Source organism: Anaerostipes stercorihominis (genome assembly GCF_057535655.1).
The window spans coordinates 190014-202631 of record NZ_BAAJCL010000001.1 but is presented as its reverse complement, the minus strand read 5'-3'; the positions used below and the strand labels follow the sequence as shown (position 1 = coordinate 202631).

Sequence of the window (12618 nt, the reverse complement as noted above, 5' to 3'; positions counted from 1 at the left end):
TCTTTTTTCTTTTGCTTGTTTTCTCATACTATTAATATAACAGAAAGGGGGAATATCACATTGAAACATACAGTAAGAGCTGCCGTAATGATTCTTGGAACCTTGTTCAGTATAACGGGAGCCGCTACTTCCGTTTTTGCGGATCAGGTGGGCGTAGGGGAAAGCGTTACCTATAACGCAGATTCTGTTGCCGGCTCAACAACGGGCAGCGGCAGCAGCCATAGTGGCAGCAATCAGGACGCATCGGTACAGGCAAACAACAGTTCTGTTTTTAATTCCATGTCAAAGACGTATGAGGATATTATGGGAAATGCGAATGGAGCTGTTGTAAATAACGGCAGCCAGGTTGTCACTTACAAAGAGACGCCGGTTTCTACAGCAGATCTGGAGAGTTTTATAAATCAAATATCCGGTCTTCAGGGAAAGAATCTGTCTACAGATTATACGGATCATAATGCAGCTCCCGTCCGGACGGATGCCAATGCACAGAAGATCATGAATGGATTAAAAAAAGACTATGGCATCAAATCTGCATCAATATCTAAGAAAGATTATAAACACGGAACAATGGGAGAAAAGTCCGGCGTAGGCAAAAATGGAGGACTCCCGCTGGATGGTGGATTTAGCACACATCCCAGACAGGGGTATATGCCCAACTTTAAAGCCCCAGACGGATATTACAGCTGGCCTGCTGACAGAAAAAAATGGGCAGACGAAATGAAGAAATGGGAGGAACAATGGAGAGATAACTTTAATAAAAAGAGAGAGGATTTAATCGCATCTGGATTGACTGACCAGACGACGCTTCCACAAAGACAGGAGGTTGTGAAAAAGTACCTGGACGAAAGAGTGACCGCAGGAGAAGACTCCGTAGATACTGCGGTAGTAAAAGAATTTAAAGTCACGAAGGAAGAAAAAAAAGCGATTAAATCAAAGATTGGGACAAGAAAGTGGTTTTGGATGATTTATGCAGACAAAAATCGGAGTAAATGCATCTACTCTACAACAACCACGGTTCCATATCTCTCCCTTGCCTATGATTCGGTAGGCACATATTATATTGATGTGTATCAGGATATTGCGTATACCTACGCAGACAACATGTCATATGATGTCAATGAATACTGGTACCTCCAGGACACACAGCAGGTCTTATGGCAGAAACATATCAGGAAAGATAAGTATCTAAACGAAAGGGATCCTGTCATCAAACAGGAAAAGGTTAATTCTTTCAGCCAGAAGGTTACGGAAGACATGGTTAATAACTGGATCGCCGGACGAGGAGGAGCCACCCAGAGTTTTGATACAGAAAGGATAAAATAATGGGATTATTTATCGTGACATGCTTCGTGACATGCGTCATCTGTCTCTTAGTGTTTCCAAAGCTGCCAAAGAAGAAAAAGCGGCTTAGTTTGAATTTAATTCATCCGGATTATATCCGTGAAGATGAAACTCGTAAAGAGACCCTGGATGCCGATCGAGACAAACAAAATTCTATTCATTAAAAGGTGGGTCCTATTGATGGGACCCGTTATTTTCGCAAATGCGATGGACTTGAAAATGAATATGCAATCCTGATCACTGGAATCGGGGTTGCTTTTTTATTCCCTGCGTAGTTTCAGCATACTATTTACGAATTAGTTGTTGATGAAAAGGAGAACAAAGTTCATACACTTTTCTTTACGACAAGAAAGGAGGATATTGCAAATTTACAATGCAGAAAAATGACGAATGGTTTATGGAGGTATTTAGATGAATCAGAGGGTAGATATTGCAAAAGAATTATTTCAGAAAACAGGTCCATGGGCAAGTGTACCCGCCCTTAACACAAATTATATATTAGGGATGAACGGTCCTTCTGGTGTTGCAACTTCACAGATGAGGAAAAGGACTAAGGCGACTTCGCAGGCGGCAAAGATAAATACAACCGCTTATGCGTTGGCATGGATTATTGAAAGAGAAGAAGGCGGCATCAATGCTGTCTATAATTACGATCATGACATTCTTTATCTGCGGGAACACGGGTTGAAATCAAACGACTTGGAATGTTACATGACAGCAGATAACCAAATTATCTGGCTGGACGATATGAAAGACGATGAAACGAATGGTATACCGTCATTTTTTCGGAAGCTGCTTCCGTGCATGTTGAAAGGAATCTTTCAGCTGTATGGTGCTGGGAATACGGAACTTGATGTTGTAAACGAAATCATCAATTTTTATGATTCAAAAAAATCAATAGATGAAAAACTTCTATTGTTTTGCGATTTGAATTACTTTGGATGGGCAAATCAAATGCTTGGACAGGAAATCATTTGTAAAGATGATCCCGAGGGGGTCTTCTTAAAAACATATGAAGCAAATGAGTTCATTCAGGCTATGCGTACCGGAAATTATACTGGGCTTGACGAGGTTGTTCCACAGTTAAAAAGCCGTCTAATCGACTTAAAGCTGACAAAATCATCAAAGCCGAAGGATTCTTCTTCAAAAGTTGGCCTACAGGTCACTTATGAAAAATGCCGTGCTGGTGAATATCTTTTAAACTTAGATTGGAAAGAGGCACAGTGTATGATTCCGGATCTTTCTTTTTTAAATGGATTTGTTCCGAATCAGGCTTTTTATAAGGCAGTAAGAAAGGTACATAGAAAATGTACCTCAATTATTGAACGAATGGATGCCGGTTTTTCGGGCCTGGATGCAATCGGGAGAGACTATGTAAATTCGTTGCTTGTTGGACGTCCGGGAACCGGAAAAACAACGATGGTAAAAGCTATCTGTGCAACACTTGGCATTCCCCTTTATACGGTTCCTCTTTCTAAGAATATAGAAGAGGATACATTCGAAGGAATGACAAAAGTCGTTGATGGGAAGCTTTCTTTCGTGGAAACAAACTTTCTTAAATGTTTTCAAAATGGCGGTATGGTCGTTTTGGAGGAAGTGAATTTAGCGGATCCTGGAATTATTATGGGATGTCTTGGACAGGCGATTGAAGCCCCGTTTATTTTAAACAAAAATGGATATGAAGAAGTCCACCGGCATCCTCTGTGCATTGTTTTTGCTACAATGAACACGGGAACCGCGGGTTCCAGACCTCTTTCTCAGGCTTTTAGCAGCCGTTTTAAAAATACCTACATCATAGACGATCCGAAGGAAACGGATTTTATCCGTGTTTTAAGCGATCAACATAATAATCAGACGGACTGCAAGAATGTATTCCGTTATTACAAAAGGATCGTTGAGGAACTTGTTGAGCATTATAATGTTCCTGAAATTGCATTGTCTTTATCTTTGCGCCAATGCATCGGAGCATTAGATGATATGGACGAAGGGTCAACATTAAAAGAGGCCTTGTATGATACGATGATCGGGAAGATCGCAGAAAGCGACTTGGAAATTGCAAACGAAATCTCGGAAAGCATCGTCGCTACCTGCGTTGATTAGAGGAGGAAAACTTATGAAGGAGAAAGACGAAAAGGAATTGAGGGCGCTTTGCCGCTCTCTTTCACGGATCGCACGAGGAATAACAGGACGCAGCATTCCGGTTGTAGATATCCAAAATGCACAATCAAGCGACATCGCGTATACCGATTGTCAGAAAAAGAATGCGAAGATCTATCTTAATAGTAAACATTCTATTGTTCAGGGAATAGAAAAGGAAAAACGTCCTTCTTTTTTAAAGGGCTTATTCTGCCACGAGCTGATGCATCAGCTCATTACAGATTCTCAACATGAAGAATATTGGGCACAAAAAAAATCATTAACAAGATCCGAAAAAAGGATCTTTCATACAGTCGTCAATATTATTGAGGATCCTAGAATTGAATTTTTTGCACCTCAATATATTGGGGGCACATTAATCAAATGTTTAAGATATATGATTTTTCGTATATATAAACTATCATCGCCACTGGAAGAATCGGGGAATGCATTGTCCCAATATTTTAATGCCCTGATTCAATATGGAGATGGAGGCTTTCTAAGGGGGGACTTTACATTTCCGGAAGCAAAAAAATGTTTCCAGGAAACGATTCTGGATGTTTCAAAGGCAATTGAAACACCTAAATTCAAGGATGCTCTGAGTTACATGATCAGAGTGTTCGAAAAGATCCGCCCTCTTTGGGAAGAGCAGGCGAAAAATGAACAAAAGCTAATGGATCTTTTGGATCAGTTTTTTAAGGAGGCCGGGAAAAGCGAAAAATCTGGACAAGGAAGTTTCGGCGAGAATACGCCAGAGGAAGGTGGCAGTGGATCATCTACGCAGCAGAAGCGTAAAATCACAATTCGAAGGATAACCAAGGAAGAACTTGAAGATGCCACACAGAATGGGGAGGCCGGTATGCCGGAAGAAACGCAGCAGCTCCCAGACGGAGCAGTTGTTTTGGTGACAGACGGAGATTCTAAAACAAAAGAACAAAAATCTCCAAACTCTGATTCGGTTCCCGGAGATTCATTAGATCAGCAAGAGAAGGCCGACACATCCAGCAAAAGCCAAGATGTTGAATTTGATTATGAAGAATCGGATGCGTATAGGGCGTCTGATCAAGAGGAATCCTCAATTTCGAGGAATGTGAATGAATCAGAAAATGAAAGTGAGAAACAATCTGAAGGAGAAAATGCGGGTCATTTACCGGATGCGCAGAGTTCTTCTAACTCTGAGTCCGAGCACAACGATAGTACATATCATTCTGATAAAGGGTACTATGAAAGCACGGAAGCAGAAATAACAGAAGAGGATCATGAATTAACGGAAAAGGATATTCAGGTAACGCAAGATGAAATGTGCCGGGAAAAGACGGCTATCCTTCAGGAGGAACGTGATGAATGCGTTTCGAATGAAGTCGAACTTGATCTCGATATTAAGTGCCCGGGATACGGAAAAATGACAGTAACAAACAAAAACATGCAGCTGTCTCCTATGAGCAAACTGCGATATGAGGATGATTATAACCTCATATTATCATCAATGAATGGAAAAATCCGCAATCTTACAAATCAGCTCCGCCGGCTTTTTATACAGGCGGCAGAAGAGAAAATGTTTCGGGGCAGCGGAAATTTAAACCTTAAAAGAGTCAGTGGAAGCAGGGTCACATCCAGGGTTTTTACCCGAAGAAGAGTCCCCAACAACTCTAATGTTGCAATTGGAATCGGAATTGATAACTCCGGATCCATGGGCGGAAGAAACATACAAGTTGCCAGACAGGTTGGTGTGGCGCTTTGTGAGACATTTCATCAACTTGGAATTCCAGTATATTTACTGGGATATAACGCCGGATCCGCTGACGCCAGCCAGATGCACTTTGTAAAGTGGAACAATACGAAAGCGGAACGAATGTCCATCCTTACGATGAATGCAAACGGATGTAATAACGACGCATATACAATCCGTTATCTGACGGAGCGTCTAAAAAAAAGATCAGAAGCGCATAAGCTTCTAATCATGATCAGCGACGGAATGCCAAGTCATACCGTAGGAACCGTAGACGGTGTACTCGACTGCAGAATTGCAGTCAAGCAGGCGGAGAAAAACTGTGAAGTCGTTGCCATAGGTATTGGTGACTGTGATCCTAAAAACCTAAGAACAATCTATGGCGTCACCTTCTTTCATGTAACAAAAATTGACGATCTTTTTTCCCAACTTGGAAAAACAATCAAAAACAAAGTTAAAACATGGAATGAGTTTTAAAAAGGAGGAAGTTATGCAGGATATAAAAATCTGGGAGGATGGAGAAAGAATCATCGTCTCATTTGAAGGTCTTGGAAAGGATCAAAAGCAGCTAGTCGTAGACTTTGTATCCAGTGTTTTATCTGGAAAGAAAGAAATCAAAAAAATCGAAGGACTGATGCCTGTTGCAGAGCGAGAACCAGAAAGTCCGCCAGTCGTTCCAAAAAACGCATCTTCTGTTCTAAAAGAAGAAAAAGAAACTCCTTTTCACTTTGGACCATATGCCGGGAAAACGGCAGCAGAGATCCTTATGCTGCCTCAAAAGGAAAGTGATCGTGGCTCCATCTGGCTGTTTTCTTTTGCAAACAAAATAACAAGAGAAAACTTAAAAACGGAATTGAAAAACAAATGCAAGGAATATTGGATTTCAATTTCAGATAGAGATGTCTCTCTTTATCAAAAAGAAGATGTCCTTGAATTTTTTAAGACATTTGAGCCTGTGATCAGAGAAGGCATTAAATATGGATTACAGAATTATGGATATGCAGATTATCGCATATTCATTGATCAGGCAGATATTGAAATGCAAAGGGAAAGTGTAAAGGACTTATTGAAGTATCTGAGAAAGAAAAGCTTGAATGCTAAATAACTTAAAGAGGGAATCCACCATCAAATTGTGGGTTTCCTTTTTTCTTGCTCTATGAGAGAAAAATAAGTGTTCCCATACTATTAATATAGAGTGTCATTAATTATATAAGACAGGAGTTGATGTTTATGGAAATAGAAGAAATACTTCGGATGGAATACGAAGAAATTTTGCTAGGGAAAAGGAGTAAATTCTCTTTATCACTATTTAATTATTCTAAAATGCAAAATGAGAAAAACGCAATTACGGTGATGAAGATCGCATTTTGTGATCATCTTAAATGTAATGAAGCAACCATTGATCATTATCTAACCAGTGAGATTATTGAAAAGATGAAGCTGAAGAATTTATTAAGACATATCCAATGCCCTCCGGAGATTAAAATTAAAACAGATTTGTGGTTTTTGAAATGGAAAATTTACCCTGAAACAAGGAATATGTCGGATCGTCAGCTTACAATTCATACATATGAAAAAGTATTAGCAGAGGAAGACGACGGGCTTACGAAATTCCCTAAAGATTATTTCGTTGGGGTGCAGGGGATGCTTCGTTTTGGCGTTTGCCTTCACTATATGATAAGTCAATATATGCAGTTTCCTAATATCAAAACAGCGTATGAGTCGTTTGCAGATCAAATGATTAATCAAAAACTAAAACGGTATCGTCTTTATGGACCGTGTTACGACACATTCCCTTATCCAATTGATGCTCTCCATGCCATTCTTCCGGAAGGTCAGAGGGGCGAGGTGTTTTATCGTTTTTATAAATTTAGGATGCTTTATAGGGAGGAAAAGAAATGCAAAAAAAGAAAACATTCATAATTTTTAGTTTGGCGGTGTTTTGTATCGCTATCCTTTTGTTCTACTTAACGCAAAGAGTTCATGGGGTGAGCGGGAATCAATGGATTTTAAAACAAAAAGAACAGATCAATATTTTAACGGATTTTTCAGAAGATCTGGATGATGTTTATGCTCTTTATATCTCCGGGGCAATGGATAAGTCGTCTTTTTTGGATGAGTGGCAGCGACTGTCCGAAGCGTACAGTATTATAGAACTTCAAAGAAAACAGCAGAATGAAAAAAATACCGTAGCACCAGAAGAACACACCGAGATAAGTAAGAAAGGAGCGGAAGCCATTAATACGGTTTTCCTGGATTTTCGGCTTTTATTGAATGCTAGTGTAAAAGATGGAATTCCAGTCAAACGGACGGAACTTCTTTATAATCATATGGCGTATTCGAAACAGATTCAAGAGGAACTTGATATTTTTATAAAAGCATATAAAAAAGCAAAGGAGGCTGAATCTTGAAATATATTTACGGAGGAAAAAGCGATAAGGGCTTTTCAAGAACAAAAAATGAAGACTTTATCCAGGGAATTGAACTGGATGAAGAAAATGTAGTCTGTATTATTGCAGATGGAGCTGGATCACATGAAGGAGAACTACAGCCAGGACAAATTGTATGTAATGAGATTGAACTGCTTTTGCGACGACTATTTGAAAGAGATAAACGCGTTTTTTTAGATAATGCGGAGCTTATTATGAAAGAAAGTATCTTAATGGCCAATAGAGTTCTGGGAGGATTTAAAATGGGAAATGAAGAGCGGTTTGGTGGCTTTGCCGCAAGTCTCTCTATGATTTTAGCTGACGAAGAAGGATATCTAACATATGCTCATACCGGAAATACAAGAGTTTATTTGATGTGTCTTGATCATGGTGTTATGCGCTTGACGCAGCTTACAAAAGATCAGACTGCAGCCAGAAAACTCCTAGATGAAGGGAAAATTGATGAAGAGTCTTACTATGCCATACCAGAACGCTTAAAGGTGTATGGCGGCGTTGGGGTGGCATTGGAGCCGGAAATTGAAGTGGGATGCTTTCGTTTAGAGCAAAATGATATCGTTTTGCTCACAACGGATGGAATTCATTACGCAATTCGCCCAGAAGCTATGTCAGAATTATTTATTAATTCCTCAGACTGTGTAGAGGGTATTAACGTTTTAATCAGGGCATCTATTGAAGAACAGTATCCGGATAATGCCAGCGGAATTGCTATTTATTATCCGGCAGAATCAGAGACGGAATAAGAGTGCGCCTTAGCGCCTCTTATTTTTGTCTCTTCTTGTTTTGGATGATTTAGGAACTTTCCCTTTTTCTATCCTGCTTTGGATGCGGTTTCTGCGTTCCACGATCTCATGACGCTCCAGAGAATCATCTCCATTTAAAAGCATTGCAAGTGATTCTGGGTCAATTGAGTTTAACAATTCGTTCGTTACTACATGCATAACGACGATTGATGTCCAATACAGTTTTGGGGCGATATGCTGCACAGATAATTTTCTAATATTCTCAAAATATTCTAATGCCATTTTCTTTGCAGTACTTACGTCTTTGCCATTTAGTTTAAAATCCTTACCCATAACGTATATTTTCATAAAATAACAACCTCCCTTGTGAATTAATTTCTTCAATTATAGTATGACAAATTTTCTTATCTAAAGTGTTTTGCATACTATTACTAGAACAGTACATTGACGAAAGGAGAAAAAATATGGGAAGAAAGAAACTCAAACCGTTGATTTCCCTGGATGCAGACGATGTTATATTTCAGTGTAATGAATATGCTGTAGATCTTGCAAACCGGGATTATCATCTTGACCCGCCTTTAAGTGTTCGAGAGATTCGACAATGGGGTGATAACGGACCAAGGGTGAATAAAATCAACAACTATTATAAGAAAAAAGAATTTTACAAGAATCAACCCGTCATGAATGGAGCGAAAGAATTTCTTTTAGAATTGCTAAAACTTGCGGATGTCGTTATCACAACAGCAGTTCCCGCAAATTGTATGGGAATCCGTACGGAACGAATTATGGAAGAATTTCCGTTTTTTCCACAGGAAAACATCATCATGGCAAGTCGAAAGGATGTCATAGACGCAGATATTGTATTAGATGATGGTCAGCATAACATTTTAAATTCCGGTGCAGCTTATCCAGTGTTATTTAGAAAGCCATGGAATCACAACATGACCGGCTTACTGTCAGTCACAAATTATCAGCAATTTCTAACATTAGTCAAAAATATTTTAAACATTCGAAATCCTATATATGATCCAAGAGATAATGGGGGAATCATTTACTGCGTAGTGGGGCCATCCGGAAGCGGAAAAACAGATTTTATACGGTATCTCACGAAACGGGGTATGCGTAGAATTCCATCCTTTACAACAAAAAAACCTGATTCTGATACAGGCTATATCTATGTATCAAAGGACGATTTTCATAACATGGAAGATTCAGGGCTTTTTGCTGAGACAACAGTTTATGCAAACGAGATGTACGGAACAGCTTCTTTAGGGGATGAAATGTTTTCCGGGGAAGACTTTGTTGCCCCATTGGATATTTGTGGAGCTGTAACGATGCAATCTAATCATCCAAGAAGAACCGCTCTTATCTATTTGAAGCGGCCAAAGGATGAGCTTCTCAAATCGTTACTTCATAAAAATATTGAAGAAGATGAAAAAATTCTTCGATTATTGTCGCTAAATGATGAGCTGCGAAATGAGCAACTATGCGACGTGACAATTGAGAACGATGGGAATTTCGAAAAAATGTACGAGAAAATGGTTGAAAGGAGAATTTGAGATGAATAATAAAAAGGTGAAATTAATCCATTACAAGAATAATAATGACTGCGAAAGATGGTATGAATATGACGAGAATGGAAATGTAATTCATTACAAAAGGTCAAACATTCACGGAAGCAGCGGTGAATATGATGAAAATGGGAATTTCATCTTGGATTTGAACGGCTTCGAAAGCTGGCATGAATATGATGAAAAAGGAAACCAAGTCCACTACAAGGATTCCAATGGAGACGAGTACTGGTATAAATATGAATATGAATATGATAAGAATGGGAATGAAATCTATGAAAAGAAAACTGTGATCTACTATAATTCCGATGGATATGAAGAACGGAAAGAATGCGATGAAAAATGGCGTGAATATGATGAAAAAGGAAACGAAGTCTACTACAAAGATTCCGATGGATTTGCAGAATGGAATGAATATGACGAAGATGGTAGCTTAATCTATTATAAGAATCTTGGTCGCGAAGAATGGTATGAAAATGGTAATGAAATCCATTCCAAAGATAAGAATTACGAAGAGTGGAGAGAGTACGACCAGAATAGAAATGTAATTCATTACAAAAGGTCGGATGGATACGAAGAATGGAATAAATATGATGAGAATGGAAATGAAGTCCATTCCAAAGATACGAGTGGCTGCGAAGAATCGAGAGAGTACAATGAAAGAGGAAAGTGTATTCATTATAAATATTCCGACAAAGATTCCAAATTTGAATTTTGGAAGGAATGTTATGGTAACGAAACCCATTACAAAGATACGAACGGGTACGAAGAATGGTATGAGTGTGATAAGTATGGAAATCGACTCCATTTTAAAGACTCCAGAGGATTCGAGTACTGGAGTGAATATGATGAAAACGGTAATGAAATTCATTATAAAGATTCCGATGGAAAAGAAGAATGGAATGAATATGACGAAGATGGTAACTTAATCCATTATAAGAATTCCGATGGATTTGCAGAATGGTATGAATATGCGAAATGAAATCCATTATTAAAAATCCAAAGGAGGGATTGTATATGTATCCATCATTTAGTGGAAACAATATTCCAGTTGCAGTTGTAGCGGGACTCATTAAAAAAAGTCCATTATATGTACGGTATTTAATTTCTAGCAAAATTCTTAATATCGGTGTATGTTATCATGTAAATGGGGATAGCAAATGTGATTACTATATAAGCCCCTTCCTCTTTTACAAGCAAACTGGAATCCTTGTTCATCAAGAGGATGCTTTTCAAGAAACAATGCCGGCTTTTTCAAAGGATATATTATCAATAGAAGAAGCGGCATGTGTTATGAAAAAAAATCCTGAGTTTATAAGGGCTGGATTAAGAGAAAAAGAATTACCATTTGGATTTGCTGCAAAGCCCGAGCATTCGGGACGATTTAATTATTACATATCAGCATATCGATTCTGGGAATACACAGGTTTCGTTATTTAATCCCTAAGAAGGACTGTCAAATCGGCAGTCCTTTTTCATTTATATAAAATAAAATTAATATATCTGTTTGTTTTTTTTGTGTTTTTACAATATACTAAAGTAGGAGGATATTTATGAAAGAGAAAAAAGAAATAATTTTAGCAAAAATTTGTGCCATTTTAGATAAACCAACTTTTATTCCTAAGAAAAATGGCGAAATGAAAAAATATTTAAAATGCTGTGGTTTATCCACAATGTATGATAATAATTCCGAATATCTTGAACCCTACTACTACAATAAGACATGGGAAAATCCACGAAGTGAGTATAGTGTTTTTATCGGATTAGATAATATCTTTACTGAATTATTAATCAAGAATGAGACAAAAAAGATTTCGGCCCTTCTTGTCGAGCTGGGGCAAAATATTCATCCTTTTATTGTTACGAAATATTATGAAGATGAAAATTACAAGAGATATGTTGATGAATTAATTAACTTATATCAGTTAATGGGATACGATCTACTGATGGGAAGTAACGGTTTTGATGTAATACCTTACACAGGTAATACAGAAAAAATGGTCGAGGTCTATGGACTGGAACAGTGGTTATTAGATACATATCCTGAAATATATGATTCTTATGAGGGTGCTATAGATGCTTTTGTAAGCGGAAACTTTGGGACAAGCATTGAAGCCTGCAGGACTACTTTGACGGGATTATTCTCAAAATATAAGGGGACTGAGTCGTTTGCCAAATGGTTTAGAGGGGCGGCAGATTTAGCCGGCGAATATGATGGAAACAATATGTTGGAAATAAAAAACTATATACAAGCTCAAGGGAAAACGGATCTTGCCGATTTCTTTGAAGAAAACGCAGCAGGAGACTACAAGAAAACAAGGGCTATTTATAGCATTTATTCAATGTTATCAGATTACGGAACGCATAGACAAGAAGGAACAAACGAAATTCCTTCAAAAGAAGATTCTTTGATGATGCTAAGAATGACGGAAGATATTATGATATGGATTTTTCAAAAAAAGAGATAAAAGTTGGTATGCTTTAAAAATGTTCTATTTGTAAAATGAACTATCCTTATGTAAAACATGTGTTGCCGGAAAGACAGGTTTACTTTCTCTATTTAAGTATCGACCAAACTTTTTAGGTTGGTGACAAGTTGGTGACAGCAGGGGTTAAAAATGGCTTAAATGGGGACTTTGTAGCTTCGATTG

Annotated in this window: 13 protein-coding genes; 12 read left to right on the top strand and 1 reads right to left on the bottom strand. The window is 38.2% G+C overall.

Going from position 1 to position 12618, the window contains the following annotated elements:
- The first annotated feature begins 60 nt into the window (after positions 1–60).
- The 8 genes from AC27EF_RS00990 (at position 61) to AC27EF_RS00955 (ending at position 8396) form a co-directional block, all read left to right on the top strand.
- Positions 61–1323: a hypothetical protein gene (locus AC27EF_RS00990; RefSeq protein WP_487108303.1), complete on the top strand. Its 1263-nt coding sequence runs from the start codon at positions 61–63 to the stop codon at positions 1321–1323.
- On the top strand, positions 1323–1505 hold the full coding sequence (locus AC27EF_RS00985; protein ID WP_487108302.1) for a hypothetical protein: 183 nt from the start codon (positions 1323–1325) through the stop codon (positions 1503–1505). Before AC27EF_RS00990 ends, AC27EF_RS00985 begins: the two co-directional genes overlap by 1 nt.
- A gap of 247 nt (positions 1506–1752) precedes the next feature.
- Positions 1753–3441, top strand: coding sequence for an AAA family ATPase (locus AC27EF_RS00980; RefSeq protein WP_487108301.1), 1689 nt, complete (start codon positions 1753–1755; stop codon positions 3439–3441).
- 13 nt (positions 3442–3454) lie between these two features.
- Complete coding sequence (locus tag AC27EF_RS00975; protein WP_487108300.1) at positions 3455–5683, top strand: cobaltochelatase CobT-related protein; 2229 nt, start codon at positions 3455–3457, stop codon at positions 5681–5683.
- Between the two features lie 13 nt (positions 5684–5696).
- The gene (locus tag AC27EF_RS00970; RefSeq protein ID WP_487108299.1) at positions 5697–6311 is read left to right on the top strand and encodes a hypothetical protein; all 615 of its coding nucleotides are present in this window, start codon (positions 5697–5699) and stop codon (positions 6309–6311) included.
- A gap of 125 nt (positions 6312–6436) precedes the next feature.
- Positions 6437–7129 (top strand): DUF4046 domain-containing protein, encoded by a 693-nt coding sequence (locus tag AC27EF_RS00965; protein ID WP_487108298.1) that lies wholly within the window; start codon positions 6437–6439, stop codon positions 7127–7129.
- Positions 7105–7617: a hypothetical protein gene (locus tag AC27EF_RS00960; protein ID WP_487108297.1), complete on the top strand. Its 513-nt coding sequence runs from the start codon at positions 7105–7107 to the stop codon at positions 7615–7617. The genes AC27EF_RS00965 and AC27EF_RS00960 overlap by 25 nt, the downstream gene beginning before the upstream one ends.
- Complete coding sequence (locus AC27EF_RS00955; protein ID WP_487108296.1) at positions 7614–8396, top strand: PP2C family protein-serine/threonine phosphatase; 783 nt, start codon at positions 7614–7616, stop codon at positions 8394–8396. The genes AC27EF_RS00960 and AC27EF_RS00955 overlap by 4 nt, the downstream gene beginning before the upstream one ends.
- A gap of 9 nt (positions 8397–8405) precedes the next feature.
- Here AC27EF_RS00955 and AC27EF_RS00950 read toward each other — a convergent pair whose 3' ends face one another.
- Positions 8406–8744, bottom strand: coding sequence for a hypothetical protein (locus AC27EF_RS00950; protein ID WP_487108295.1), 339 nt, complete (start codon positions 8742–8744; stop codon positions 8406–8408).
- Positions 8745–8860: 116 nt separating this feature from the next.
- Here AC27EF_RS00950 and AC27EF_RS00945 point away from each other — a divergent pair, with 116 nt between their 5' ends.
- The 4 genes from AC27EF_RS00945 to AC27EF_RS00930 all read left to right on the top strand — a co-directional run bounded on the left by AC27EF_RS00945 (position 8861) and on the right by AC27EF_RS00930 (position 12435).
- Positions 8861–9955, top strand: a complete 1095-nt coding sequence (locus tag AC27EF_RS00945; RefSeq protein ID WP_487108294.1) for a 5' nucleotidase, NT5C type — start codon at positions 8861–8863, stop codon at positions 9953–9955.
- A 1-nt stretch (position 9956) separates the two neighbouring features.
- Positions 9957–10949: an RHS repeat domain-containing protein gene (locus AC27EF_RS00940; RefSeq protein WP_487108293.1), complete on the top strand. Its 993-nt coding sequence runs from the start codon at positions 9957–9959 to the stop codon at positions 10947–10949.
- A 35-nt stretch (positions 10950–10984) separates the two neighbouring features.
- The gene (locus AC27EF_RS00935) at positions 10985–11407 is read left to right on the top strand and encodes a hypothetical protein (protein ID WP_487108292.1); all 423 of its coding nucleotides are present in this window, start codon (positions 10985–10987) and stop codon (positions 11405–11407) included.
- A gap of 113 nt (positions 11408–11520) precedes the next feature.
- Entirely contained in the window at positions 11521–12435 is a 915-nt protein-coding gene (locus AC27EF_RS00930; protein ID WP_487108291.1) for a hypothetical protein, read from the top strand.
- The last annotated feature ends 183 nt before the right edge of the window (positions 12436–12618 follow it).